The 25,359-nt window shown below is 43.9% G+C and carries 23 protein-coding genes and 1 other RNA gene; 17 read left to right on the forward strand and 7 right to left on the reverse strand.

The window, feature by feature from the left end; all coding sequences use genetic code 11:
- Position 1 precedes the first annotated feature (1 nt).
- A complete protein-coding gene (gene dtd / locus BU202_RS07540; protein WP_075105180.1) occupies positions 2 to 445 on the forward strand; it encodes a D-aminoacyl-tRNA deacylase in 444 nt (147 codons plus the stop codon).
- A gap of 41 nt (positions 446 to 486) precedes the next feature.
- Here dtd and BU202_RS07545 read toward each other — a convergent pair whose 3' ends face one another.
- From BU202_RS07545 to BU202_RS07560, 4 genes are all read right to left on the reverse strand, one after another.
- A complete protein-coding gene (locus BU202_RS07545) occupies positions 487 to 1,143 on the reverse strand; it encodes a metal-dependent transcriptional regulator (RefSeq protein WP_075105181.1) in 657 nt (218 codons plus the stop codon).
- 287 nt (positions 1,144 to 1,430) lie between these two features.
- Entirely contained in the window at positions 1,431 to 2,363 is a 933-nt protein-coding gene (locus BU202_RS07550; protein ID WP_075105182.1) for a metal ABC transporter substrate-binding protein, read from the reverse strand.
- A gap of 10 nt (positions 2,364 to 2,373) precedes the next feature.
- Positions 2,374 to 3,225: a metal ABC transporter permease gene (locus BU202_RS07555; protein ID WP_075105183.1), complete on the reverse strand. Its 852-nt coding sequence runs from the start codon at positions 3,223 to 3,225 to the stop codon at positions 2,374 to 2,376.
- Positions 3,222 to 3,947, reverse strand: coding sequence for a metal ABC transporter ATP-binding protein (locus BU202_RS07560; RefSeq protein WP_075105184.1), 726 nt, complete (start codon positions 3,945 to 3,947; stop codon positions 3,222 to 3,224). The genes BU202_RS07555 and BU202_RS07560 overlap by 4 nt, the downstream gene beginning before the upstream one ends.
- A 217-nt stretch (positions 3,948 to 4,164) precedes the next feature.
- Here BU202_RS07560 and BU202_RS07565 point away from each other — a divergent pair, with 217 nt between their 5' ends.
- Complete coding sequence (locus BU202_RS07565) at positions 4,165 to 6,057, forward strand: M13-type metalloendopeptidase (RefSeq protein WP_075105185.1); 1,893 nt, start codon at positions 4,165 to 4,167, stop codon at positions 6,055 to 6,057.
- 253 nt (positions 6,058 to 6,310) lie between these two features.
- On the opposite strand, the gene BU202_RS07570 is transcribed toward BU202_RS07565, so the two are convergent.
- Positions 6,311 to 7,087, reverse strand: a complete 777-nt coding sequence (locus BU202_RS07570) for a glycyl-radical enzyme activating protein (RefSeq protein WP_075105186.1) — start codon at positions 7,085 to 7,087, stop codon at positions 6,311 to 6,313.
- Positions 7,088 to 7,207: 120 nt separating this feature from the next.
- Here BU202_RS07570 and BU202_RS07575 point away from each other — a divergent pair, with 120 nt between their 5' ends.
- The 8 genes from BU202_RS07575 to BU202_RS07610 all read left to right on the forward strand — a co-directional run bounded on the left by BU202_RS07575 (position 7,208) and on the right by BU202_RS07610 (position 15,478).
- A complete protein-coding gene (locus tag BU202_RS07575; protein WP_075105187.1) occupies positions 7,208 to 7,954 on the forward strand; it encodes a DeoR/GlpR family DNA-binding transcription regulator in 747 nt (248 codons plus the stop codon).
- A gap of 14 nt (positions 7,955 to 7,968) precedes the next feature.
- Positions 7,969 to 8,958 (forward strand): sugar-binding transcriptional regulator, encoded by a 990-nt coding sequence (locus BU202_RS07580; RefSeq protein WP_075105188.1) that lies wholly within the window; start codon positions 7,969 to 7,971, stop codon positions 8,956 to 8,958.
- Positions 8,959 to 9,145: 187 nt separating this feature from the next.
- Positions 9,146 to 9,463, forward strand: a complete 318-nt coding sequence (locus tag BU202_RS07585) for a PTS lactose/cellobiose transporter subunit IIA (protein ID WP_075105189.1) — start codon at positions 9,146 to 9,148, stop codon at positions 9,461 to 9,463.
- Between the two features lie 19 nt (positions 9,464 to 9,482).
- Entirely contained in the window at positions 9,483 to 9,788 is a 306-nt protein-coding gene (locus BU202_RS07590) for a PTS sugar transporter subunit IIB (protein ID WP_075105190.1), read from the forward strand.
- 16 nt (positions 9,789 to 9,804) lie between these two features.
- A complete protein-coding gene (locus tag BU202_RS07595) occupies positions 9,805 to 11,106 on the forward strand; it encodes a PTS sugar transporter subunit IIC (protein ID WP_075105191.1) in 1,302 nt (433 codons plus the stop codon).
- A 134-nt stretch (positions 11,107 to 11,240) separates the two neighbouring features.
- Positions 11,241 to 13,682, forward strand: coding sequence for a glycyl radical protein (locus BU202_RS07600; RefSeq protein ID WP_075105192.1), 2,442 nt, complete (start codon positions 11,241 to 11,243; stop codon positions 13,680 to 13,682).
- A 12-nt stretch (positions 13,683 to 13,694) separates the two neighbouring features.
- Complete coding sequence (locus tag BU202_RS07605) at positions 13,695 to 14,363, forward strand: fructose-6-phosphate aldolase (RefSeq protein WP_075105193.1); 669 nt, start codon at positions 13,695 to 13,697, stop codon at positions 14,361 to 14,363.
- 20 nt (positions 14,364 to 14,383) lie between these two features.
- Entirely contained in the window at positions 14,384 to 15,478 is a 1,095-nt protein-coding gene (locus tag BU202_RS07610; protein ID WP_075105194.1) for a glycerol dehydrogenase, read from the forward strand.
- A 25-nt stretch (positions 15,479 to 15,503) separates the two neighbouring features.
- Here BU202_RS07610 and BU202_RS07615 read toward each other — a convergent pair whose 3' ends face one another.
- Positions 15,504 to 15,866 (reverse strand): hypothetical protein, encoded by a 363-nt coding sequence (locus tag BU202_RS07615; protein WP_075105195.1) that lies wholly within the window; start codon positions 15,864 to 15,866, stop codon positions 15,504 to 15,506.
- Positions 15,867 to 16,008: 142 nt separating this feature from the next.
- On the opposite strand from BU202_RS07615, the gene leuS reads away from it, so the two are divergent.
- The 7 genes from leuS (at position 16,009) to ffs (ending at position 22,976) form a co-directional block, all read left to right on the forward strand.
- The gene (gene leuS / locus BU202_RS07620) at positions 16,009 to 18,510 is read left to right on the forward strand and encodes a leucine--tRNA ligase (RefSeq protein WP_075105196.1); all 2,502 of its coding nucleotides are present in this window, start codon (positions 16,009 to 16,011) and stop codon (positions 18,508 to 18,510) included.
- A 395-nt stretch (positions 18,511 to 18,905) separates the two neighbouring features.
- Positions 18,906 to 20,045 (forward strand): trans-sulfuration enzyme family protein, encoded by a 1,140-nt coding sequence (locus BU202_RS07625; protein WP_075105197.1) that lies wholly within the window; start codon positions 18,906 to 18,908, stop codon positions 20,043 to 20,045.
- Between the two features lie 13 nt (positions 20,046 to 20,058).
- A complete protein-coding gene (locus BU202_RS07630) occupies positions 20,059 to 20,865 on the forward strand; it encodes an amino acid ABC transporter substrate-binding protein (protein ID WP_075105198.1) in 807 nt (268 codons plus the stop codon).
- An 8-nt stretch (positions 20,866 to 20,873) separates the two neighbouring features.
- Positions 20,874 to 21,533: an amino acid ABC transporter permease gene (locus BU202_RS07635; protein WP_075105199.1), complete on the forward strand. Its 660-nt coding sequence runs from the start codon at positions 20,874 to 20,876 to the stop codon at positions 21,531 to 21,533.
- A gap of 9 nt (positions 21,534 to 21,542) precedes the next feature.
- On the forward strand, positions 21,543 to 22,277 hold the full coding sequence (locus tag BU202_RS07640) for an amino acid ABC transporter ATP-binding protein (RefSeq protein ID WP_075105200.1): 735 nt from the start codon (positions 21,543 to 21,545) through the stop codon (positions 22,275 to 22,277).
- Positions 22,278 to 22,323: 46 nt separating this feature from the next.
- A complete protein-coding gene (tadA, locus tag BU202_RS07645; protein WP_075105201.1) occupies positions 22,324 to 22,851 on the forward strand; it encodes a tRNA adenosine(34) deaminase TadA in 528 nt (175 codons plus the stop codon).
- A gap of 35 nt (positions 22,852 to 22,886) precedes the next feature.
- Positions 22,887 to 22,976, forward strand: an RNA gene (gene ffs, locus BU202_RS07650) — signal recognition particle sRNA small type.
- A 624-nt stretch (positions 22,977 to 23,600) separates the two neighbouring features.
- Here ffs and BU202_RS07655 read toward each other — a convergent pair.
- Entirely contained in the window at positions 23,601 to 25,325 is a 1,725-nt protein-coding gene (locus BU202_RS07655; RefSeq protein ID WP_075105202.1) for a G5 domain-containing protein, read from the reverse strand.
- Between the last annotated feature and the right edge of the window lie 34 nt (positions 25,326 to 25,359).

Below are 25,359 nucleotides of genomic sequence, written 5' to 3' on the forward strand. Positions count from 1 at the left end.
GATGAAAATAGTCATTCAACGGGTAAGAGAAGCGTCTGTCATAATTGAGCAAGAGCTTTACGGTCAAATTCAACAAGGTTTGCTCCTCTTGGTCGGTGTCGGACCTGATGATGGTAAGGAAGATGTGGACTATGCCGTAAGGAAAATAGCCAATATGCGGATTTTTTCAGATGAAGAGGGGAAGATGAATCGCTCTGTTCAAGATGTTTCAGGGCAGATTCTCTCGATTTCGCAGTTTACCTTGTTTGCGGATACGAAAAAGGGCAACCGTCCAGCCTTTACAGGAGCCGCTGCGCCAGACCTTGCTAAGGCCCTCTATGAGGAGCTGAACCAAGCCCTGCGTGCCTTTGTTCCTGTTGAGACAGGTATCTTTGGCGCAGACATGCAGGTTTCCCTTACCAATGACGGGCCAGTGACCATTGTGTTAGATACAAAGAATAAATAAAACATAAGAAAAAGACCTGAAGCCTCTTTCTGAACAAGAGGTTACAGGTCTTTTATTGCGACGACATACAGCTCATTTGCAATGGCAAACGGAATCGTAATCGTTTTTTCTTTGCATTGAATGAGGATACTCTGGGTAAAGGTATCGATTTGCTTTACGGCAAAGCTGTCATTTAGCGTGAGGTTGATGTGCTCCAGAAACTGGAGTAGGGGAAAGGAGTCGTTGATACGCACCAATCGGTAATTTCCGGGACTTGTGACTTTTTCTAGGGTGTCTTGGTATTGCTCTTCTAAGAGTTGGTCCTTGGGAGGAATGGTACCCCCGTGCGGACAGGTCTTGGGAGAGCCGAGAAAATGATCGAGCTGGTCGATGAAATAGTCTGATACGGTATGCTCTAGGACTTCGGCTTCTTCGTGCAATTGGTTGCTGGTATAGCCGAGGTGTTCAAGAAGGAAGACCTCAATCAAGCGGTGTTTGCGATAAAGCCGTGCGACCATTTTTTGACCGAGAGGAGTGAGGAGGTAGCCTGCTTTCTTATCTTTTTGAATCAATTCTTCTTCAATCATGCGCTTGGCCATTTCGGTGACAGCAGGTGGGGACACTTGCATCCGCTCGGCAATTTCCTTGTTGGTGATTTTCTCCGTGCGCGTGCTAATTTCATAGATACATTTTAAATAATCTTCTTTATTAGGTGTCATCGGGGTGTCCTCTCTTTTTCTTCATCTAGTATAACAAAAATCTGAAAGAAAAGTAAACGTTATGAATTTTTCTGTAAGCTCATAAAAAAATCAAACCCCTAGTTGGCTAATCGGTAGCTATAGCACTAGGAGTTTGATAAAAATATATGGATGGTTCCAACGGACACGAATCATTCACCAAAGAGAGAAGATATAAAGGTGTCTATAGGCTGATGTTCTAGCAAGTAGAATCGTATCAATAGGTAGGGTCTTTGATGATGTTCCCTCCGTCGAATTCATCCCATAAACTATTTAGCTAAGCCTTCAGCGATTTTATCCAAATTCCATTTCATCATAGCGTAGTAGCTGTCTCCTTCTTCGCCTTCTTCAGCGACAGAATCGGTGAAGATTTTAGCATAGATTGGGATATTGGTGTCTTTTGAGACAGTTTTCATCGGACGATCATCGACACTACTTTCGACAAAGAGGGCTGACACCTTGGTCTCGCGTAATTTTTCAACCAAGTGTTTGATTTGGTCAGGTGTTCCTTCTTCTTCGGTGTTAATTTCCCAGATATAGGCAGATGGAACCTGATAGGCTTTTGAAAAGTATTTGAAACAGCCTTCGCTGGTGACAATCATTTTTTTCTCAGCAGGGATATTGTTGAATTTTTCTTTGGCTTCCTTGTCCAGAGTTGCGAGTTTTTCAAGGTAGATAGCCAAGTTTTTCTCGTAGGTTTCTTTGTTCTTAGGATCTTTTGCAATCAATTGTTTGGCGATGTTTTGGGCATAAATCATCCCGTTTTCGAGGTTGAGCCAGGCATGTGGGTCTTCCTTGCCTTTTTCATCTTCTCCTTCCAGATAGATGATTTCAACACCGTCGCTGACAGCGAAGTAATCCTTGTCGGCTACTTTATTGGCATTTTTGACCAATTTTGTAAACCAAGCATTTCCGCCAGTTTCAAGGTTAATCCCATTGTAGAAAATGAGGTCTGCATTTGATGTCTTTTTCACATCTTCAGGTAGGGGCTCGTATTCGTGCGGGTCTTGCCCAACGGGAACGATACTGTGCAAATCAATCTTGTCCCCTGCGATATTTTTGGTCATATCGGCAATAATGGAGTTAGTGGTGACAACGGATAATTTGGAAGTGTCTGATTTAGTGTCCTTTGAAGGACTCGAGCAGGCTGCAAGGCCTACGATTGCAAGCAAAGCAACCGCTAGGGTAGAAAGTTTCTTCATCAATTTCTCCTTATGTATGAGACGGCTTTTTGAAATAGCGCATCAAGATGCCTTGTTTGGGGGCAAAGAGGAAGCTAATCAAAAAGAAGGTGGCTGATGTCAGCACGATACTAGATCCTGCAGCAATGTTAAAACTATATCCTAGGAAAAGTCCTACGATAGAAGCAAGAGCTCCCAAAGTGGACGATAGGAAAATCATGGTTTTCAGACTGCTAGCATAGAGATAGGCAGTAGCGGCTGGGGTAATCAGCATGGCAACAATGAGAATGGTTCCGACACTTTGCATAGCTGTGACCGAAACCAAGGTCAGCAAAATCATGAGTAGGTAGTGGTATGCATTAACAGGCATGCCCATAGATTTTGCAAGTAAGGGATCAAAGGAGGTAATCAAGAGCGGTTTGAAGAAGAGGAAAATCAAGAAGAGTACGACGACAGCAACGCCAATCGTAATCCACTTATCCATATCTTGTACCGCAAGGATATTTCCGAACAAAATGTGGAACAAATCGGTCGAGCTATTTGCGACACCGATGAGAATGACCCCTAAGGCCAAAAAGGCAGAAAAGGTAATACCAATCGCAGTATCGCTCTTGATGATACTGTTTCCTTTGATGTAGGTAATCATGACCGATGCGAGTAAGCCAAAGGCAATCGCACCGATAAAAAAGTTAATGCCTAAAATATAAGAGAGGGCAACGCCTGGTAATACCGCATGGGAAATCGCATCTCCCATGAGGGACAAGCCCCGCAAGATAATAAAACAGCCAACTGCGCCAGCGACAATACCGATGACAATGGCGGTTACCACCGCATTTTGCAGAAAGTGAAAACTTTGCAATCCCTCGATAAATTCTTGAATCATTTCTTCTTATCCTCCATGAGTATCAAATGGTCGCCGTAGGTCGCTTTGAGATGGTCTTTGGTAAAGGTTTGGTCCGTTTCTCCAAAGGCTACGACCTGACGATTGAGTAAGAGCACTTGGTCAAAATAGGTAGTGACCTTGCTCAAATCATGATGGACGATTAGAATCGTTTTTCCTAATTTTTTGAGATTGCGCAGCGTGGTCATGATAATCGTTTCGCTGACCGAGTCAATGCCCACAAACGGTTCATCTAAAAAGATGTAGTCGGCTTCTTGAACCAAGCAACGGGCAATTAGCACTCGCTGGAATTGACCACCTGAGAGTTCGCTGATTTGCTTGTCAGCGTACTCTAACATTCCGACAATTTCAAGGGCCCGTGCGACCTTGGACCAGTCCTGTTCTTTGAAACGTTGAAATAGGCTGATTTTAGGATAAAGTCCTAAGGAGACACATTCTTTCACCTTAATCGGGAAGTTAAAGTCAATCGCGGCTTTCTGCTCGACGTAGGCAATCTTGCCCCGCTGTTTGCGGATGTCCTTGCCGTCAAGAATCGTTTGACCCTCATGGTCAATAATATGAAGCATCGCTTTTAACAGAGTAGATTTACCTGCTCCGTTTGGTCCCAGAATACCTGTAATAGTAGGACCTTGAATGGTTAACTGAACTGCGTCTAAGGCTAGCACGTTGTGATAGCTGACGCTTAGATTTTTTATTTCAATCATCTTTACACTCCTCGATTTTTAATATACCTTAATTTAAAAATTAAGTCAAGTTAATTTTGTAAAAAATAAAAATTTCTCGCTTTGAAATTGCAAAGAGGGTAGACATGTAAGCTGTTACGCTCTTTTTCTTAAAAATCAAGGAAAAGCTATTTAAATGTCTGCAAATTCTGATTCTTTTTGCTATCATGTAGATAGAAATTTAGAAAAGAGGTCCCTTATGGTACGTTTACAAGATGATTTTTATGAAGCAATCAATGGAAAATGGGCAGAAACGGCTGTCATTCCAAGCGATAAACCGGTGACAGGTGGTTTTATTGATTTGCGTGATGAGATTGAAGACTTGATGCTTTCAACGACAGACAAGTGGTTGAAAGGAGAAGAAATGCCTGAAGAGAGTGTACTTCAAAACTTTGTCAAATACCACCGTCTCGCAGCTAACCATGAAAAAAGAGAAGCAGCGGGTATCGCACCAGCCCTTCCTTTGATTGAAGAATACAAGAATCTCCAGTCTTTTGCAGATTTTACTGAAAAAATGGCAGCCTTTGAATTGGCAGGAAAACCAAATAGCATGCCGTTTGGCATTGCCCCAGACTTCATGGATGCTAAAACCAATGTCCTCTGGGCAGGAGAGCCAAGCACTATCTTGCCAGATACGACCTATTATGCCGAAGACCATCCGCAAAAAGCAGAGCTCTTAGCCCTTTGGCGGAAATCTAAGACCGATTTGCTCCGCAAGTTTGACTTTTCAGACGAGGAAATCACTGATTTGTTGGATAAAATAGAAGACCAGGATGCGCGTGAGGCAAAAATTGTTCTTTCTAACGAAGACAAGTCAGAGTATTTCAAACTCTATCATCCTTATGATTTCAAGGAGTTTGCAGCCCTCGTTCCGACCCTTCCTCTGGAACATTTCTTTACACAAGTCATCGGACAAGTCCCAGACAAGATTATCGTTGAAAATCCTCGTTTCTGGGAGGCAGCAAAAGAATTTTACTGCGAAGAAAATTGGGAGTATTTGAAGGCTAACTTGATTGTGAGTGCAGTTGCTTCTGTCGCTTCTTACTTGACCGATGAGATTCGTGTCTTGTCAGGAGCCTATGGTCGCGCTTTGTCAGGCACTCCAGAAGCACAAAGCAAGGAAAAAGCAGCCTTTTATCTGGCTGAAGGACCATTTAACCAAGCCTTGGGCTTGTGGTATGCAGGGGAGAAATTCTCGCCTGAAGCAAAAGCAGATGTCGAGCAAAAAATTGCGACCATGATTGAGGTGTATAAAGAGCGTCTAGCAGCGAATGATTGGTTGACAGAAGAAACCAAGAAGCAGGCTATTGTTAAATTGGGTGTTATCAAGCCTTATATTGGCTACCCTGAAAAATTGCCAGAGCGCTACTATGACAAGGTCATTGATGAGAGTAAGTCTCTGCTTGAAAATGCTCAGTTCTTGAAAGAACTCTCTATCAAGCATTCGTGGAGCCAGTGGAATCAACCGGTGGATGATAGCGAGTGGGGCATGCCAGCGCACATGGTCAATGCCTACTACAACCCACAACAGAACAAAATCGTATTCCCAGCGGCGATTTTGCAAGCACCATTTTACTCACTTGAGCAGACATCGTCTGAAAACTATGGGGGTATTGGAGCTGTGATTGCCCATGAAATCTCCCATGCCTTTGACACCAACGGAGCTTCCTTTGATGAAAATGGTAGCCTCAAAAACTGGTGGACAGAAGAAGATTACGCTGCCTTTCAGGAAAAAACGCAAAAAGTGGTGGATCTTTTCGAGGGGCAAGATTCTTATGGTGCCAAGGTCAACGGCAAGTTGACTGTCTCTGAAAACGTCGCTGACCTAGGCGGTCTTGCAGCAGCGCTTGAGGCGGCAAAACGAGATGAAGATTTCTCAGCAGAACAATTCTTCACCAACTGGGGTCGTATCTGGCGCATGAAAGCACGGACAGAGTACATGCAGCTCTTGGCAAGTGTAGATGTCCACGGACCAGCCAAACTCCGTGTCAACCTCCAAGTGCCAAACTTTGCAGAATTCTTTGAAACCTTTGAGGTCACAGAAGAAGACGGCATGTGGCGCAAGCCCGAAGACCGCGTGGTGATTTGGTAAGTAAACTATAGTCAAATGAATGAACTTTCAGAAAAGGAACTGGGACGCGGACGTACTTGATACTCTTCAAAAATCAAAAAGCAGACCTTGTTGACTTGATTTGATGAGCTTCGGCTCTATCTGCATCGGCGTCGCCTAGTCTGCTGTTGATTTTCATTGAGTATGAGTACGGCAAGTTGAAAGTGATGATGTATTAAAGTTCATTTAAAAGACTATAAAAAAGGGGGGATAGCCCCCTTTTTTAATGTGCTGTTTAGAAATAACAATGGATATGATGATTGAGAAAGACCTGTTGGTAGTCATAGAGGTCTTCTGGGTGGAGGGCTTTTACATGGCTCATCTCGTAGGTTCTATTGAGTAGCTGATATTTGTTTTCGCCAAACTGATGAAAGGGCAGTAACTGGACTTGATCAATGTGGAGTTCATTGAATAGACTGGCAAACTGCTCTGCATCTTCTAAGGAGTCATTAAAATTAGGAATGACTGGGATTCGTAAGACAATTTCTTTTCCTATTGAGAAGGCATAATGAATGTTTTTGATGATAAGCTGGTTTTCAACACCTGTAACAGTTCGATGTTTGATGGTGTGATAGTGTTTGAGGTCGGTATAGATAAAATCAACATATTGGATAAGATCCACGAATTTTTTGTGATCAACAAAGGCAGTTGTTTCAATAGCCGTATGAATCCCTTTTGCTTTTGCAGCCTGTAAAATTGCTTTTGCAAAGTGAAATTGAGCAAATATTTCTCCTCCAGATAAGGTCATGCCACCTCCTGATTCTTCATAGAATTCTCGGTCTTTTAAGACTTCTTGAATGATTTCATCAACCGTTTTTTCCTCCCCCATTGTCATCGGAAGTTTGGTGGTTGCATCAAGCATTGGTTCTGGTCGCCGCCGTTGCGATTCAGGATTTGAGCACCATGGGCAGCGTAGGGGGCAACCTTTTAGAAACACAGTTGTTCGAATCCCAGGACCATCATGGATAGAAAAATGTTGAATATTAAAAATAATGCCTTTAGTCGTATTCATCGCAATTCCTCTTTTCTTTTTCATTATAACAACAAAACGAAATTAAATCAATTACGAACGTAAGTTTATTTTATTTTGTTTATTGGATAAAATTTGTTAAAATAGAACGGGGGTGAAGCTATGGAACGATTAGACCACATTATAAAACTTGTATCAACACATGAGAAAATAGATGTCAATACCTTATCGGAACTGTTGAAGGTTTCAAAAGTGACGATTCGCAAAGATTTAGATAAATTAGAAAGCAAAGGCTTGCTGCATCGTGAGCATGGCTATGCGGTTTTAAACAGTGGAGATGATTTGAATGTCCGCTTATCGTTTCACCATGACAAGAAACGAAAAATTGCCCAAAAAGCAGTGGAGTTAATACAGGATAACGAGACCATTATGATTGAATCAGGCTCTACCTGTGCTCTGTTAGCGGAACAAATTTGCCAACAAAAACGAAACGTCACGATTATTACGAATTCGTATTTCATTGCGGACTATATTCGTTCCTATGATTCCTGTAATGTCATGCTACTGGGAGGCGAATATCAAAAGAATTCTCAGGTGACAGTTGGTCCTCTTTTAAAAGAAATGATTTCTTTTTTTCATGTCAAAAAGGCCTTTATTGGGACAGATGGGTTTGCAGATGAAGAAGGCTTTACTGGAAAAGATTTGATGCGAACTGAGGTGGTCAAAGAGATGGCTCGTGTAGCTGAGGAAGTGGTTATTTTGACCGATTCAACCAAATTTAGTAAACGAGGGACGGTGAGTCAGTTTAGTACGGCAGAAGTGGGCCTTGTCATTACAGACGATCAGATACCGATTGAGAAAGAGGAACTACTACAACAACAAGGAGTTCGAGTTGAAAAAGTAAGGTAGCTGGAGGAAGACAGATGGGTAGAAGAGGGATAGCAGAAAACAGCAGAAAACAGTTAGCGAAAGTAGCATATCTATACTATATTGAAGGAAAAAATCAAGCGGAAATCGCAAAAGAATTAGGCATTTATCGAACAACGATTAGCCGCATGTTAACGAAAGCTCGAGAAGAGGCGGTTGTCACGATTGAAATTCGCGAATTTGACACGGACCTCTTTCACTTAGAACATTATGTAAAAGAAAAATACCACCTTAAAAATGTTGAGATTGTATCCAGCGTTGCTTCTTCTGAAAAATCGTTAGAGGATATGATTGCTATAGCGGGGGCCTCTATGATACGGAGTCTTCTCAAAAACCACAGTAAAGTGGGAATCTCCTGGGGGAAAACGCTCAGTAATGTTGTGGCTAAAATGGTGCCGCGCCAGATGAAAGGGGTGCACTTCTATCCTTTAGCTGGTGGACCTAGTCATATCAATGCTCGCTACCATGTCAATACATTGATGTATGAGTTGACTCATAAATTTCATGGGGATTGCTCATTTGTCAATGCGACAATTGTGCAAGAAAGTAAGGAGTTAGCAGCAGGGATTCGAACTTCTAAGTATTTCGAAGAGATTATTGACAACTGGAAAACTTTAGATATTGCAATTGTAGGCATAGGAGGTCGAGCAGATAAAGACAACAGGCAATGGTTAGATATGCTTACAGATGAAGATTTTAAACGGATTGATCAAAGTGGAGCAGTCGGGGAAACGTGTTGTCGATTTTTAGATGAGCAAGGAAGAGAAATTGCGGATGAAATGGCTGATCGCACCATAGCCATTTCCCTCAAGGAGCTTTGTAAAGTGCCCAATTCTGTCGCGATTGCGTATGGAGATCATAAGGCAGGTGGGATTCTTGCCGTACTGCGCCAGGGATATATCAACCATCTCGTGACCGATTATCGTACGATTTTACAGATTTTAGAATTGGATGGAGATTTTACGTTCTCCAATGAAATAGAATAATAAAAAGACTGTATCTGAAGCAGTAGGCATTTGCTGTCTGGTTCTTTAGATGCAGTTTTTATTTGGTTTATTTTGCACAAAAGTCGCAATAAATATAAATAAGCACAAATGTATTGACGAGGTTTTGTCTTGGTGATATAGTATAAATGAAAGCGTTTTAAAAGAAAAAACAAGAAGAGGTAAGGAAATGGAAGTTATTGTACCTGATCACATTATTATGGGCTTGATTCTCAATGCAGGAGATGCCAAACAGCACATTTATCAGGCCTTGAACCATGCAAAACACGGGAGATTTGCAGAAAGTGAAAATGAGATGGCGCTAGCTGATACAGCTCTGCTAGAAGCCCATAATATGCAGACCCAGTTTTTGGCTCAGGAAGCGGGTGGAACAAAAACAGAAATTACAGCTTTGTTTGTGCACTCTCAGGATCATCTCATGACCAGTATTACAGAGATTAATCTGATTAAGGAAATTATTGAATTGAGAAAAGAATTAGCAAGTTAAGCGTTAGGAGAAATAGAAAATGGTAAAAATTGGATTGTTTTGTGCAGCAGGATTTTCAACAGGGATGCTTGTCAATAATATGAAAATAGCAGCAAAAGAGGCTGGTGTTGATGCAGAAATAGAAGCATTTTCACAAGCGAAGATGGCAGACCATGTTCCTCAATTAGATGTTGCCTTGCTTGGACCTCAGGTTGCTTATACGCTAGAGAAATCCAAAGCAATTTGTGATCTTCATCACGTTCCAATCGCTGTGATTCCAATGGCGGACTATGGAATGTTTGATGGGAAAAAGGTGCTGCAATTAGCACTAGATCTGATGAAATAAAGAAAAGAGGTGTGTCATGGCTAAATTTGATACGACAAAAATCATTGGTCCGATTATGAAGTTTGTCAATATGCGAGGGATTATTGCTCTGAAAGATGGGATGCTAGCGATATTGCCGCTGACGGTAGTTGGGAGTATCTTTCTGATTATGGGGCAGCTTCCCTTTGAAGGTTTAAACCAAGCTATCGCAGGCGTATTCGGTCCAGAATGGACGGAGCCTTTTATGCAGGTTTATAGCGGAACGTTTGCTATTATGGGCTTGATTTCTTGTTTTTCCATCGGTTATTCCTATGCAAAAAACAGTGGTGTAGAACCATTGCCAGCTGGGGTGTTGTCCTTGTCTGCATTTTTCATTTTGTTGAGATCCTCTTATGTTCCTGAACAAGGAGAGGCAATTGGAGATGCGATTACAAAAGTGTGGTTTGGAGGTCAGGGGATTATCGGTGCCATTATCATTGGCTTAGTGGTAGGCGCGATTTATACGATGTTTATTCAACGTCATATTGTCATCAAGATGCCTGAACAAGTACCCCAGGCTATTTCCAAGCAATTTGAAGCTATGATTCCTGCATTTGTGATTTTCTTGCTTTCAATGATTGTATATATCATCTCGAAGTTAGTGACCGGTGGCGGAACCTTTATTGAGATGATTTATGATGTGCTACAAGTGCCGCTTCAAGGCTTGACAGGCTCTCTTTATGGAGCGATTGGAATCGCCTTTTTCATCTCCTTCTTATGGTGGTTCGGTGTCCATGGACAATCGGTTGTCAATGGTGTTGTCACAGCCCTATTGCTATCTAATTTAGATGCCAACAAAGCCATGCTCGCTGCGGGTACTTTATCCGTAAAAGATGGAGCCCATATTGTCACTCAACAATTTTTAGATAGTTTTTTAATCATGTCGGGTTCTGGGATTACATTTGGTATTGTAGTAGCCATGTTGTTTGCTGCAAAGTCAAAACAGTACAAGGCCTTGGGTAAGGTTGCAGTATTTCCAGCCTTATTCAACGTGAATGAACCAGTTGTTTTTGGTTTTCCAATCGTGATGAATCCTGTCATGTTTGTTCCGTTTTTAGCGGTTCCTATTTTAGCAGCAGTAATTGTCTATAGTGCGATTGCCATTGGATTTATGGCTCCATTTTCTGGAGTAACCTTACCTTGGAGCACTCCGGCCATTATTTCTGGTTTCATGGTTGCTGGCTGGCAGGGAGCAGTCGTTCAGTTGCTGATTCTGTTGGTGTCTACCATTGTTTATTTTCCATTCTTTAAAGTACAAGATACGATTGCTTATAAGAATGAACAGGGGATTTCTGCCTAAAAACTACTGCACAGATGTGCAGATTTGAGTGTGTTTTTCTGACTTACCTCTTCTTTATTGACAAAAAAGAGGCTAACAAAGTACAATTTACTTACAAACGAAATAAAAATATTTTCGAAAGAAAGGAAAGTATCATGAAAACAAGGGTAGAAGTTGCTAGCACTAGCATCAAAACGGAGTATTTTGGCAGCCTAACAGAACGAATGAACAAGTATCGGGAGGATGTTCTCAATAAAAATCCTTATATTGATGCAGAACGGGCTGTTTTAGCCACAAAAGCCTATCAGGAGCATAAAGAGAAACCAAATGTCTTAAAGCGTGCCTATATGCTAAAGGAAATTTTGGAAAATATGACGCTTTATATCGAAGATGAAACGATGATTGTTGGGAATCAGGCCTCTTCCAACAAAGATGCTCCTATTTTCCCTGAGTATACCTTAGAATTCGTTTTAAATGAGCTAGACTTATTTGAAAAGCGGGATGGCGATGTGTTTTACATCACAGAAGAAACAAAAGAACAGCTACGCAGTATTGCTCCTTTCTGGGAAAAGAATAATTTGCGTTCGAGAGCTGGAGTATTGCTTCCTGAGGAGACGCAGGTTTATATGGAAACAGGCTTCTTTGGCATGGAAGGCAAGATGAACTCTGGAGATGCCCACTTAGCGGTCAATTACCAAAAATTGCTGGAGTATGGTTTGAAGGGCTTTGAAGAAAAGGCAAAGGCAGCAAAAGCAGCCTTGGATTTGACCGATCCAGCAAGTATTGACAAATATCATTTTTATGACTCGATTTTTATTGTCGTTGACGCGGTTAAAACATACGCAGAACGCTTTGTCAAACTGGCTCAGCAATTAGCTGAAACAGCAAGTCCGAAACGGAAAAAAGAGTTGCTTGAAATTGCTGCTATTTGTTCAAAAGTACCGTATGAGCCAGCGACTACATTTGCAGAAGCAGTCCAGTCGGTTTGGTTTATCCAATGTATTCTCCAAATCGAATCAAATGGGCACTCGCTATCCTATGGTCGTTTTGATCAATATATGTACCCGTATGTAAAAGCTGACTTGGAATCTGGTCGTGAAACGCAAGATAGTATCGTGGAGCGTCTGACAAATCTCTGGATCAAAACGATTACGATTAATAAAGTACGTAGCCAAGCCCACACATTCTCATCAGCAGGTAGTCCCTTGTATCAAAATGTGACCATTGGTGGTCAGACACGGGATAAGAAAGATGCTGTGAATCCCTTATCTTATTTGGTGTTAAAATCAGTAGCTCAAACGCACTTGCCACAACCAAATTTAACCGTTCGCTATCATGCTGGTCTCGATGCCCGTTTTATGAATGAGTGTATCGAAGTGATGAAACTTGGTTTTGGGATGCCAGCTTTTAATAATGATGAGATTATCATTCCTTCCTTTATTGAAAAGGGAGTATTAGAAGAAGATGCTTACGATTATAGTGCGATTGGCTGTGTTGAGACAGCTGTTCCTGGGAAATGGGGCTATCGCTGTACAGGTATGAGCTATATGAACTTTCCGAAGGTGCTCCTCATCACGATGAATGATGGAATCGATCCAGCTTCGGGGAAACGTTTTGCACCAGGCTTTGGACATTTCCAAGACATGAAGAGTTTTGATGAATTGCAAGCAGCTTGGGATCAAACACTTCGCCATTTGACTCGGATGAGTGTGGTGGTGGAAAATGCTATTGATCTTTCACTAGAGCGAGAAGTGCCAGATATTCTTTGCTCTGCTTTGACAGACGATTGTATCGGACGAGGCAAGCATCTAAAAGAAGGTGGCGCTATCTATGATTACATTTCAGGATTGCAAGTTGGGATTGCGAATCTATCAGATTCATTGGCTGCCATTAAGAAACTTGTCTTTGAAGAACAACGCTTAACACCAGCAGAACTTTGGCATGCTTTAGAGACAGATTATGCAGGTGAACGCGGTAAAGAAATCCAAGACATGCTGATTTATGAAGCTCCTAAATACGGAAATGACGATGATTACGCGGATCAGTTAATCTGTGATGCTTATGACATCTATGTAGATGAGATTGCGAAATATCCAAATACCCGTTATGGTCGTGGTCCCATCGGAGGCATCCGCTATTCTGGAACATCGTCCATTTCAGCAAATGTCGGCCAAGGTCGTGGAACGCTGGCTACTCCAGATGGTCGAAATGCAGGAACACCATTAGCTGAAGGTTGCTCGCCGTCTCATAATATGGACAAAAAAGGTCCGACTTCTGTCTTGAAATCTGTTTCAAAATTACCAACTGATGAAATTGTAGGTGGGGTTCTCCTCAATCAAAAGGTAAACCCACAGACATTAGCGAAAGAAGAAGATAAGCAAAAATTGATTGCCCTTCTTCGTACATTCTTTAATCGTCTTCATGGCTATCATATTCAATATAATGTTGTATCGCGTGAAACGTTGATAGATGCGCAAAAACATCCAGAAAAACATCGGGATTTGATTGTACGTGTAGCAGGATATTCAGCCTTCTTCAATGTGCTTTCCAAAGCGACACAAGATGATATTATTGGACGGACGGAACATACATTGTAAAAGAGGTTTTATATGGAATTTATGCTGGACACAGTAAATCTTGATGACATCAAAAAATGGGCGAAGGTCCTCCCGCTTGCGGGGGTGACTTCGAATCCCACCATTGTAAAAAAAGAAGGGCAGCTCAACTTTTTTAAACGCATTCAAGAGATACGAGAAGTGATTGGTCCCTCAGCTTCTATTCATGTTCAAGTCGTAGCAAAAGATTATGAGGGAATTCTTTGTGACGCACGCAAGATTCGGCAGGAGGCTGGCGATGACATCTATGTCAAAATCCCTGTCACGACAGACGGACTTGCGGCGATGAAGGTCTTGAAAGAAGAGGGGGTGCGGATTACTGCCACGGCTATCTACACCACGTTTCAAGGATTGCTAGCCATAGAGGCTGGAGCAGATTATCTTGCGCCTTACTATAACCGAATGGAAAATCTAAATATTGATCCGGAAGAAGTCTTATGTCAATTGGCACAAGCCATTGATCAGTCAGGATCTTCTAGTAAGATTTTAGCAGCATCTTTTAAAAATGTTGCGCAGGTAAACCGCGCCTTTGCTTGTGGGGTACAAGCGATTACGGCAGGTTGTGATGTATTTGAGGCTGCTTTTGCAATGCCTTCCATTGCTAAGGCGGTAGATGATTTTGCGAACGATTGGCAGGTTGCACAGGGACGGAATCACATTTGAGATGAAAGAGGTGATGTTGTATGAAACTATTTGCAAGCCCATCGCGGTATATTCAAGGAGAAAATGCTCTCTTTGAAAATGCGAAACATATACTCGAATTAGGGAGTAGACCGTTGTTGTTGTGTGACACTCTTGTCTTAGAGTTAGTAGGAAAGAGATTTATTTCGTATCTAGCTTGTTATGGCATGCGTGTCTTTCATACAGCATTCAACGGAGAGGCTTCTGAAAATGAAATCAAGCGCGTTGTGACGCTTGCAGAGGAACATCAAGCAGACATGATTATCGGTCTAGGGGGTGGCAAGACCATCGATAGTGCTAAGGCGATTGCGGATATCCTAGAGTTGCCTGTTGTGATTGCCCCAACCATTGCTTCCACAGATGCGCCAACGTCTGCCTTATCTGTCATTTATACAGATGAGGGAGCCTTTGAGAAATACATGTTCTATGCGAAGAATCCCGACCTTGTTTTGGTTGATTCAACAGTGATTGCAGGCGCTCCTAAACGCTTGCTCGCTTCAGGTATTGCAGATGGTCTAGCGACTTGGGTTGAGGCGCGTGCGGTTCAGCAAGCAGGTGGAAAAACGATGTTGGGGGAAGGCCAGAGTTTAGCAGGACTTGCGATTGCTAGACAATGTGAGCAGACCTTGTTTGCCTGCGGACTAGAAGCCATGAAATCCTGTGAACAACAGGTAGTTACCCCTGCTTTAGAAAGTGTCATTGAGGCCAATACGCTACTTAGCGGGCTTGGCTTTGAGAGCGCTGGCCTAGCAGCAGCCCATGCCATTCATAATGGTTTTACGGCGCTGACAGGCGACATCCACCATTTGACACATGGGGAAAAAGTGGCCTACGGAACCTTGGTACAACTCTTTCTTGAACAGCGGCCCGTTGAGGAATTAAATCGCTATATTCGTTTCTATCAAGCCATTGAAATGCCGACTACCTTGGCAGAATTGCATTTAGAAAATGCGAGTTATGATGATTTACTTCGGGTTGGGCAACAGGCGACAATTGAAGGAGAGACCATTCATCAAATGCCATTTGCTATTTCAGCAGAGGATATCGCTCAGGCAATCCTTGCGGTGGACCAATATGTGAAAAACTTGGACAAGTAATCGTTAGGATATACAAAAAAGGGCATTAGCCCTTTTTGCGTTTTTGATAGACATAATTCCCCAGCGCCAATGCGCCTAGTACGAGACTGGCTAGGAAGTAGAAGAGTGGGGTTGGATGAAGCGATTTTGCTGGAATCTTTTCCCAAATCGGTTCAAGAATGAAACCAAGAATGAAAACTAGACCAATAGCTATTAAAAATCGATAGCGGAGTTTGGTTTTCATTTTTCTATTGACGACAAGAGGAAAGGTAAAAAGATTGGCGAAGTTAGAGAAGTGTAGGGGTGGATTTAGTGGTGGAAACAAGAGCAGGGTGAGAGCGGTTAGTGCGAAGAGGAGAGCATTAAGCCGGCAAAAATTTTCCCAATAGTAAAACAATTCTTTTTTCATCCGCTGTCTCCTTTTTATTTTAGTATAACGCTTTCAAAAAGAGAAATCAAGAAATTCCTGTATTTTCTATCCCATCTCCTGCCGCAAATGCTTGATAACATGATATAATAGACCTATCATACAAAATGGGAGAGAAATAGCTATGACCTTTTATAACCATGGAGTGATTGAGCCTAAGTGGCAAAAATACTGGGCAGAACATCACACCTTCAAAACAGGTACGGATAAAGAAAAACCAAACTTCTATGCCCTTGATATGTTCCCTTATCCAAGTGGGGCAGGGCTTCACGTTGGCCACCCTGAAGGCTATACAGCGACAGATATTTTGAGCCGGTACAAGCGTGCGCAGGGCTACAATGTCCTTCATCCAATGGGCTGGGACGCTTTTGGTCTGCCTGCGGAGCAGTATGCAATGGATACGGGAAATGATCCAGCGGAGTTTACGGCGCAAAACATTGCCAATTTCAAACGCCAAATCAATGCGCTTGGATTTTCTTATGATTGGGACCGTGAGGTCAACACGACCGATCCGAATTACTACAAGTGGACCCAGTGGATTTTCACGAAATTATATGAAAAAGGCTTGGCTTATGAAGCGGAAGTTCCAGTGAACTGGGTCGAAGAGCTGGGAACAGCCATTGCCAATGAAGAAGTCTTGCCTGACGGCACTTCTGAACGTGGGGGCTATCCTGTTGTCAGAAAACCGATGCGCCAATGGATGCTGAAAATCACGGCTTATGCGGAGCGTCTGCTCAATGACTTGGAAGACTTAGACTGGCCAGAGTCTATCAAGGACATGCAGCGCAACTGGATTGGTAAATCACGTGGCGCTAATGTCACCTTTGCCATCAAGGGAAGCGATAAAACGTTCACCGTCTTTACAACGCGTCCAGATACTCTTTTTGGAGCAAGTTTTGCGGTGCTTGCGCCTGAGCATGAGTTGGTCGATGCGATTACAACGGCTGAACAGGCTGAAGCGGTAGCAGACTACAAGCACCAAGCCAGCCTCAAATCAGACCTGGCACGGACTGACCTTGCCAAGGAAAAAACAGGGGTCTGGACAGGTGCTTATGCCATCAATCCTGTCAATGGTCAGGAAATTCCGATTTGGATTGCGGATTATGTGCTAGCCAGCTACGGAACTGGTGCGGTTATGGCGGTTCCTGCCCATGATGGCCGCGACTGGGAATTTGCCAAAACCTTTGACTTGCCGATTGTGGCCGTCATCGAAGGGGGCGATGTGGACAAGGAAGCCTATACAGAGGACGGTCTACACATCAACTCTGACTTCCTCGATGGCTTGAACAAGGCAGATGCGATTGAAAAGATGATTGCTTGGCTTACAGAGCACGGTGTCGGCGAGGAGAAAGTGACCTATCGCTTACGCGACTGGCTGTTCAGCCGTCAACGTTACTGGGGGGAGCCAATTCCGATTATCCATTGGGAAGACGGGACCTCAACAGCTGTTCCAGAAAGTGACTTGCCACTGGTCTTACCAAAAACAAGCGACATCAAGCCGTCTGGCACAGGAGAAAGCCCGCTTGCTAACTTGACGGACTGGCTAGAAGTCACTCGTGAAGATGGTGTCAAGGGTCGCCGTGAGACCAATACCATGCCACAATGGGCGGGGTCAAGCTGGTATTACCTCCGCTACATTGACCCACACAATGCAGAAAAACTGGCAGACGAAGACTTGCTCAAGGCTTGGTTGCCTGTGGATATTTATATCGGTGGGGCGGAGCATGCGGTACTTCACCTGCTCTACGCACGTTTCTGGCATAAATTCCTCTATGACATCGGCGTGGTGCCAACCAAAGAGCCTTTCCAAAAGCTCTTTAACCAAGGAATGATTTTGGGGACAAGTTACCGGGATAGTCGCGGCGCTCTCGTGGCCACAGACAAGGTGGAAAAACGGGACGGTTCCTTCTTTAACATTGAAACAGGAGAAGAACTGGAGCAAGCTCCCGCCAAGATGTCTAAATCCCTGAAAAATGTGGTTAATCCAGATGATGTCGTTGAACAGTACGGTGCAGATACCCTTCGTGTGTATGAGATGTTCATGGGGCCGCTTGATGCGTCCATCGCTTGGAGCGAAGAAGGGCTAGAAGGTAGCCGCAAATTCCTCGACCGTGTTTATCGCTTGATTACCTCAAAAGAAATCGTCACAGAAAACAATGGCAACTTGGACAAGGTCTACCATGAAACGGTGAAGGCGGTGACCGAGCAGATTGAGACGCTCAAGTTCAACACGGCCATTGCCCAACTCATGATTTTTGTCAATAGTGCCAATAAAGAAGAGGTGCTCTATGTCGAGTATGCCAAAGGCTTTATCCAGCTGATGGCTCCATTTGCACCACACTTGGCAGAAGAACTCTGGCAAATCGTGACGGGCTCAACAGACGGCATTTCTTACGTGTCATGGCCAAGTTATGATGAGTCCTTCTTGGTTGAAGACGAGATTGAAATCGTTGTCCAAATCAAGGGCAAGGTTCGCGCCAAGCTGGTCGTTGCCAAGGACCTTTCTCGTGAGGACTTGGAAAGAGCAGCGCTTGCTGATGAAAAAGTCCAAGCAGAAATCGCTGGAAAAGACATCGTCAAAGTCATTGCTGTACCAAACAAACTGGTCAATATCGTTGTGAAATAAAGTGAATTGAATAAAGGTTAAGACATCGTTCAGTCGTTTTGATGAAGGGCAGTTCTATCTGCGGCTCCTTGTCTGGTCCGATTCCTTTCTCAATCCACGATAAAATAAGCATTAAACTAGTCTTTCGTCTGATGGCGAGGCTAGTTTTTTTCTGTCTTGAAAAAAGGATGTAAGGACGGCATTTTTAGGTGCTATAGTCTTTTGAATGAACTTTGATACATCGTCACTTTCGACTTGCCGTACTCCAGTACTGTCTGCGTCTTTCGTTCCTTGTCTGAAAGTTCATTCATTTGACTATATCATAAAATTCCCTAATCACGGTGATAGAAAAAATGTATTGGTCAAGAAGCAGGGAGCATGGTATCATAAAAACCATCAACAACAGGGAGGGTGTTATGGAATACAGTACAAAGGCGATTCACGGTCAAGTCGATGATACAGGAAAAGGTGCTGTCACCTATCCAGTCTATCTTTCATCCACCTTTTTACAGGAAGGCGTCCAGCAATTTGGAGATTTTGTCTACAGCAGGAGCGCCAATCCCACACGGACTGCTTTGGAACAACAAGTGGCTGATTTGGAAGGTGCTCGTTATGCCTTAGCAACCGCAACGGGGATGGCAGCAACAGCCATTGCCTTTGAGTTGTTACAGAGTGGGGATGGCATTCTCATTTCAGACACGGTCTATGGAGGGACATGGCAGTTTGTCAATGAATTATTTGAAAGCCGCAATCTGTCTTATGAACTGGTCGCGGATTTCAACCAGTATGACTTTTCACAGGTGGCAAGCCATATAAAAGCGGTCTTTCTAGAAACGCCGACCAATCCACTTCTTCAGGTGACAGACTTAGAAAAGGTGATTGGTCGTGCCAAAGCACAAGGTTTGCTGGTGATTGTAGACAATACCTTTATGACCTCTTATTTACAACGCCCGCTGGATTTTGGGGCAGATATTGTCGTCTATTCAGCGACCAAGTATTATGCAGGCCATTCGGATATTCTAGCAGGGTTAGTCGTCACCAATCGAGAGGATCTCTATCCCCAGCTCAAGCTAGCGCATAAATTATTAGGAGCCATTCTCAGTCCCTTTGATGCCTTTCTCTTATCAAGAGGGATTAAGACGTTGCCTTTGCGGTTAGAAAAGCACCAAGAAAATGCCCAGTTGGTAGCAGAATATCTGGATCAACAAGAGGGGGTAGAAGTCTTTTACACAGGTCTTTCACACCATCCCGGGCATGCCATTCAAGAGCAACAAGCAAGTGGACATGGTGGGGTTGTGTCGTTTGTACTGGATGAGGAAACTTATGATTTGGAAGTATTTGTCCAATCCTTGACACTCTTTGGGTTTGCGGTCAGTTTGGGCGGTGTCGAATCTCTCATCTGTCGCCCCGCAACCATGACGCATGAATCTTACAGTACAGACTTGCAAGAGCGCATCGGCATTCGTCAAAATTTGCTACGCTTGGCAGTCGGAATTGAAGCAGGTCAAGATTTGATAGAGGATTTAGCACACGCCTTTGACAAGGCTAGAAAATAAAGGAGAAACAGGTATGAAAAGACTAGTAGTATGGATTGCAGGGATTGTAGCGACGGTCTCACTTGTCGCATGTGGCTCAACTTCACAAAAACAGTCTGCTCCAGCAGGCTCCTTGCTTGAGCAAATCAAGGAAAAAGGGGTGTTGAAAGTGGGAACCGAAGGAACCTATGCCCCTTATACTTACCATGATGAGAGCGGAAAGTTAGTCGGCTACGATGTCGAAGTCGCTGAAAAAGTGGCTGAAAAGCTCGGTGTCAAGGCAGAATTTGTCGAAACAGAGTGGGACTCAATTATTGCGGGTCTTGATGCGGGTCGTTTTGACATCATTGCCAACCAGGTTGGGGTGACCGATGAACGCAAGGAAAAATACGATTTTTCAACGCCCTATACCTACATCTACGGAGCCTTGATTACGTCCAAGGACGATACGACAACGAAAGCCTTTAGTGATATCAAGGGGAAAAAATCAGCCAACAGCTTGACCAGTAACTGGGCGGAAGTTGCCAAAAGTAACGGTGCAGAAATTGTCGGTGTCGACGGTTTCCAACAAGCGATTGAATTGCTGGCTTCAAAACGCGTGGATGTGACCATCAATGATAATGTCGCCTATCTGGACTATATCAAGCAACATCCAGATGCTCCTGTCAAAGTTGCGGCCCTATCAGAAGATGCGCAGGAGACAGCTCTACCAGTTGTTAAAGGTAATGATGATTTGGTTGCGGCAATCAATCAGGCCTTGAAAGAATTGGCAGATGAAGGTGTACTGACAGAATTATCCAAGAAATATTTCGGTGACGATGTATCACAAGTGAAAAAATAGAGGTCATTATGACAGATAGACTATGGCAAATTATTCTTGATTCTTTTAGCCAGATACTGATACCAGGGTTGTTAGTGACGATTCCACTAACAATCCTCTCTTTCGTGTTTGGCTTACTGATTGCAGTGTTGACAGCCCTGGTGCAAATTGCCCAGATTCCGGTGCTGAAACAGCTCGCTCGGTTTTATATTTGGTTGATTCGCGGCACACCCCTTTTGGTGCAACTCTATGTCATTTTCTACGGTTTGCCAAATTTGGGGCTGGTATTAGATGCCTTTCCATCAGCTGTTTTCGTCTTTTCAGTCAACACAGGAGCCTATGCGGCAGAAACGATTCGGGCATCGATTGAGTCGGTTCCGAAAGGGCAACTGGAAGCGGGATATTGTGTGGGGATGACTTTCTCCCAAACCATGCGGCGCATTGTCTTGCCTCAGGCCTTTCGAGTGGCCTTTCCTCCCCTGTCCAATTCTTTAATCAGCTTGGTCAAAGATACATCCTTAGCTGCGAACATCACAGTGTTAGAGATGTTTATGGCGACCCAGCAAATTGCGGCAAGGACCTACGAACCCTTTGCCTTGTATTGCGAGGTGGGGCTAATCTATTTGCTGTTTTCAACGGTATTAACCAAGTTGCAAACCTATGGTGAAAAGAAACTGAAAGTTTATTAAGGGGGCAAGATGATAGAAGCACAGAAGATAAGCATGTCCTTTGGGGACACCAAGGTCTTGCAGGAGGTGGATTTACAGGTGGAACAAGGCACGGTGACGGTCATTTTAGGTCCGTCAGGGTCAGGAAAGACGACCTTGCTCCGCTGTATGAATTTTTTAGAGCGGGCAGATAGTGGTCGGTTGATCTTTGGCGAAGAGACCTATGACCTAGCTCATATTCGTCAAAAAGAGATTGCCGAGATTCGCAAGCATACGGGCTTTGTCTTTCAAAATTATAACCTCTTTGCCAATAAAACAGCCTTGGAAAATGTGACCGAAGGCCTCATCATGGCCCATGGCTATGGCAAGGAGGAAGCAGAGCAAATCGGTAGAAAAGCTCTTGACAAGGTAGGGCTTGCTGCCAAGTATCACGCCTACCCGAGTGAACTGTCAGGCGGTCAACAGCAACGGGTGGGAATTGCGCGGGCGGTTGCCAGCAACCCAGCGGTTATCTACTTTGATGAGCCGACCTCGGCCCTTGATCCAGAACTTATCGGTGGAGTCTTGCAGGTCATGGTCGAGTTAGCTAAGGAGGGGATGACCATGGTTGTGGTGACCCATGAGATGAGTTTTGCCCGTGAAGTTGCAGATAGAGTGGTCTTTATGGAAAACGGTCAGATCGTCGAGCAAGGAAGTCCTGAAGAAATATTTGATTCTCCCAGAGAAGAACGAACCAGGCAATTTTTGTCTCGGATTCACCACTAGCCTATCCCTAGTTGGAGCTTGAGCCTTTTTTTGCTATAATACTGACATGGAAACAAAATGTAGCTACAGTCAGGAAGAAAAAGAGCAGTTCATGCGGGAGGCCTTAAAAGAAGCAGAGCGTTCCTTAGCAAAAGATGAGATTCCCATTGGATGTGTCATTGTCAAAGACGGCGTCATTATCGGACGGGGGCACAATGCGCGTGAGGAGCGTAATCAGGCGATTCTACATGCGGAAATCATGGCCATTCAAGAAGCCAATCAGCAGGAAGAAAACTGGCGACTGCTGGATACGACCCTGTTTGTGACCATCGAGCCCTGTGTTATGTGTAGTGGCGCAATCGGTCTCGCACGGATTCCGCAGGTCATCTACGGCGCGCCCAATCAGAAATTTGGAGCCGCAGGCAGTCTTTATAATATCTTACAGGACGAGCGGCTCAACCATCGTGTTGCGGTTGAGACAGGGATTTTAGAAGAGGAATGCGCCCGTATCATGCAGACCTTTTTTCGTCAAGGACGCGAGAAAAAGAAGGCACTCAAGCAGGCTCAACAGGCGCAGACCACTGTGAGGGACTGAGAATACTTGCACCAAGTTTCGATTTATGATAGAATACTAGATGGAGCAACATCTGTGCGTGAAGCGGGTCAGGGGAGGAATCCAGCAGCCCTAAGCGATGTCGGGTGTGTGCTCTTTTTGTTAGTCAATAAAAAAGCCTATGAAATCAATGATGTTCATGGCTTTTCTTTTGTCATATATAAGATATTCATTGGGCTGGAGTGAAACTCGGCCATCCTTGTTTCTATTGCTGTAAGGTCGTGACACCCATCATGTGACACTAGTTTAAAAGAGGGAGTGGGACAGAAATCGATTTTGTAGTCCTCGCTCTCTAGTTTCTGGGCTCGGGTATCAACAGTCACTCCCCTGACTGTTGATATCCCCAAGTTGACTAGCTTCCACAATTGAGAATTGTGGAAGGTTGGAAATAAGGCTAGCGAAGAATTATTCGCTAGCCTCTTCTAATAGAATGTTGATTTATCAACGTCATGGATAAGTTGCTCACAACTTTCTGTTCTCTTCAATGCTCCACTGGAGCATTAAACCCAGAGACAAGCCTCGCTCTCTAGTTTTTAGGCTCAGGTATCAACAGTCCACTGGACTGTTAATATATACGTCAAACTGTTAAAGCTATAAAATTTAAGGGTGTGGGAGACTTTTGTCCCAACCTCTTCTTGTCAATCTCCTTGCTCGCCATGATGTTTGGAGGAAGATACAAAATGGAGTAGATTGTCCACAAGGAGACTGGCAAGTGGTGTAGAAGTGCTGCCCTATTTTTGCTGTTTGTAGTTGGCTAGGATTAGACCCAGTAGGAAAATCGCAGAACTGACAGGAAGGAACCAATGGTGGGTATCGCCTGTACGAGGGAGAATGCGTTTTTGGCTTTGCGTTGACGGTTGTGCAGGGGGAGTCGGGTCTTCACTGCTTGCGAGGGGATTGACAGGTGTTTCCTGCTTGTTTTTGTCTGTGCTGATAGTAGCTGCCTTTGGACCGTATTCAACTAGTTGGTCAATTGGCTCTGCTGTGACGGTATCGGACATGATTTCCCTCTTGGTTTCTACCCCATCTGTCAACGTGACCAGCTCAACAAGCGTGCGTAGTCCTTCCTTGCCTGGACGAAGAACCTTTTCTTCTCCTTCTGGTAAGTGAGGATTGGCAGTCCGGACGACCTTGAAAGGAATCGGACTTGTGGTCACTTCTTCATTTGTCGTGATAACAGGTGTCGGAAGCGGTGCATCTGCCACCTCGTCTTCCATTTTCCACTGGCTTCTCCAAGCATTTGGCTGCATTTCGCTAGCCTCTAAATAGCCCAGTTGGTTTTCAGTATGAATCACAACGGTCGGTTTCCAACGATTGACAAAGCGGATATGTCCATCTATTTCTTCCAATGACCATTGCGCGCTATAGGCTGTTTCTGGGAGGATAGAGTGTTCGACATAGGGCTTTTCAGATTCGATATTGAGATATTCCCCTGTTTTGGTATTTTGGATGAGGTAGTAAGGCCCTTTGGGAATCAATTTCCATGCAGTCTGTTGGCTGCTATCTGTCGTGACATAGACCTTGTCATCCTTACTGTCGATGGCAAAGTAGGCTTGACTATCTCGGTTGATAATCGCTTTCTTTGGCAGTTCATAGCCTTCTTTCTTTTTATAGACCCTGAAATAATCGATGGCCCATTCTTTAGGATAGACATCATTTCCCTTACCAGATCCCGCATCGGTATAGATGTTTAAAATGGTTCCCATTGGATAGTCAGGTGCCTGCTTGATTTCCTTATAGAGAGTTCCGTCATAGTAAAACTTCAAGGAATCAGGTGACCAATCCAAGCCATAGGTGTGGTATTCAGCAGTCTGATCACCGTGAGGGATAGGATCTTCTGCTAGATACCATTGCGGTGAAAAGAAAGGATCATTCCAACCAAAGGAAGCAATTCGCCAGGTATCTGATCGACTGAAAAAGGTCTCAATAACATCGATTTCCCCTGTCCGCTTGGACTGGAACCAATCGTTTGTATCATCTTGGAGGCCGACCATCCACCAGGCTTGGTGGCCACCGCCACCCACGTTTGAAAATTTCGCCCGTAGTTCAAAATAACCGTAGGTCGTTGCATAGCCGACCCATTCTTTCTGGTCGCTTAAAATCTGCTGGCTATTGCTGAAGTTGTGAATCCAGTTTTTATTAAAGCTCATGATGGCGCTTGATTTGACGGTTCCGTCTAACTCTGGTGACCAGGGTTTCTGGTCTTTTGCGATAAACTGAACGAGCTTTCCATCTTCAAAACGATAGTTGGCTTTGGCATTTTCAGGATTGGCAGTCCAATGTGGCAAGTAATAGTCGGTCCATTTGGAGGTATCCAGTGAATCGCCGTTAAACTCATCGTGGAAATCCAGCACATAGCCTTCTTTTTCTGGAATCGTCTCGTCAGCCAACACGACTTCTCTACCTAAAGCACTACAGATAATGGCTGTTGCAGCCAGTATGATTCTACTTTTCATCTTTTTGTAACCCCTTTCAACATCTCTATTCTAA

It is taken from the genome of Streptococcus cuniculi (assembly GCF_001921845.1).
Taxonomy (GTDB): Bacteria; Bacillota; Bacilli; order Lactobacillales; family Streptococcaceae; genus Streptococcus; species Streptococcus cuniculi.

What these genes read in the sequence shown, in the direction of transcription:
- dtd (WP_075105180.1), top strand. Translation starts at nt 2, where the DNA reads ATGAAAATAGTCATTCAACGGGTAAGAGAAGCGTCTGTCATAATTGAG.
- BU202_RS07545 (WP_075105181.1), bottom strand. Translation starts at nt 1,143, where the DNA reads ATGACACCTAATAAAGAAGATTATTTAAAATGTATCTATGAAATTAGC.
- BU202_RS07550 (WP_075105182.1), bottom strand. Translation starts at nt 2,363, where the DNA reads ATGAAGAAACTTTCTACCCTAGCGGTTGCTTTGCTTGCAATCGTAGGC.
- BU202_RS07555 (WP_075105183.1), bottom strand. Translation starts at nt 3,225, where the DNA reads ATGATTCAAGAATTTATCGAGGGATTGCAAAGTTTTCACTTTCTGCAA.
- BU202_RS07560 (WP_075105184.1), bottom strand. Translation starts at nt 3,947, where the DNA reads ATGATTGAAATAAAAAATCTAAGCGTCAGCTATCACAACGTGCTAGCC.
- BU202_RS07565 (WP_075105185.1), top strand. Translation starts at nt 4,165, where the DNA reads ATGGTACGTTTACAAGATGATTTTTATGAAGCAATCAATGGAAAATGG.
- BU202_RS07570 (WP_075105186.1), bottom strand. Translation starts at nt 7,087, where the DNA reads ATGAATACGACTAAAGGCATTATTTTTAATATTCAACATTTTTCTATC.
- BU202_RS07575 (WP_075105187.1), top strand. Translation starts at nt 7,208, where the DNA reads ATGGAACGATTAGACCACATTATAAAACTTGTATCAACACATGAGAAA.
- BU202_RS07580 (WP_075105188.1), top strand. Translation starts at nt 7,969, where the DNA reads ATGGGTAGAAGAGGGATAGCAGAAAACAGCAGAAAACAGTTAGCGAAA.
- BU202_RS07585 (WP_075105189.1), top strand. Translation starts at nt 9,146, where the DNA reads ATGGAAGTTATTGTACCTGATCACATTATTATGGGCTTGATTCTCAAT.
- BU202_RS07590 (WP_075105190.1), top strand. Translation starts at nt 9,483, where the DNA reads ATGGTAAAAATTGGATTGTTTTGTGCAGCAGGATTTTCAACAGGGATG.
- BU202_RS07595 (WP_075105191.1), top strand. Translation starts at nt 9,805, where the DNA reads ATGGCTAAATTTGATACGACAAAAATCATTGGTCCGATTATGAAGTTT.
- BU202_RS07600 (WP_075105192.1), top strand. Translation starts at nt 11,241, where the DNA reads ATGAAAACAAGGGTAGAAGTTGCTAGCACTAGCATCAAAACGGAGTAT.
- BU202_RS07605 (WP_075105193.1), top strand. Translation starts at nt 13,695, where the DNA reads ATGGAATTTATGCTGGACACAGTAAATCTTGATGACATCAAAAAATGG.
- BU202_RS07610 (WP_075105194.1), top strand. Translation starts at nt 14,384, where the DNA reads ATGAAACTATTTGCAAGCCCATCGCGGTATATTCAAGGAGAAAATGCT.
- BU202_RS07615 (WP_075105195.1), bottom strand. Translation starts at nt 15,866, where the DNA reads ATGAAAAAAGAATTGTTTTACTATTGGGAAAATTTTTGCCGGCTTAAT.
- leuS (WP_075105196.1), top strand. Translation starts at nt 16,009, where the DNA reads ATGACCTTTTATAACCATGGAGTGATTGAGCCTAAGTGGCAAAAATAC.
- BU202_RS07625 (WP_075105197.1), top strand. Translation starts at nt 18,906, where the DNA reads ATGGAATACAGTACAAAGGCGATTCACGGTCAAGTCGATGATACAGGA.
- BU202_RS07630 (WP_075105198.1), top strand. Translation starts at nt 20,059, where the DNA reads ATGAAAAGACTAGTAGTATGGATTGCAGGGATTGTAGCGACGGTCTCA.
- BU202_RS07635 (WP_075105199.1), top strand. Translation starts at nt 20,874, where the DNA reads ATGACAGATAGACTATGGCAAATTATTCTTGATTCTTTTAGCCAGATA.
- BU202_RS07640 (WP_075105200.1), top strand. Translation starts at nt 21,543, where the DNA reads ATGATAGAAGCACAGAAGATAAGCATGTCCTTTGGGGACACCAAGGTC.
- tadA (WP_075105201.1), top strand. Translation starts at nt 22,324, where the DNA reads ATGGAAACAAAATGTAGCTACAGTCAGGAAGAAAAAGAGCAGTTCATG.
- BU202_RS07655 (WP_075105202.1), bottom strand. Translation starts at nt 25,325, where the DNA reads ATGAAAAGTAGAATCATACTGGCTGCAACAGCCATTATCTGTAGTGCT.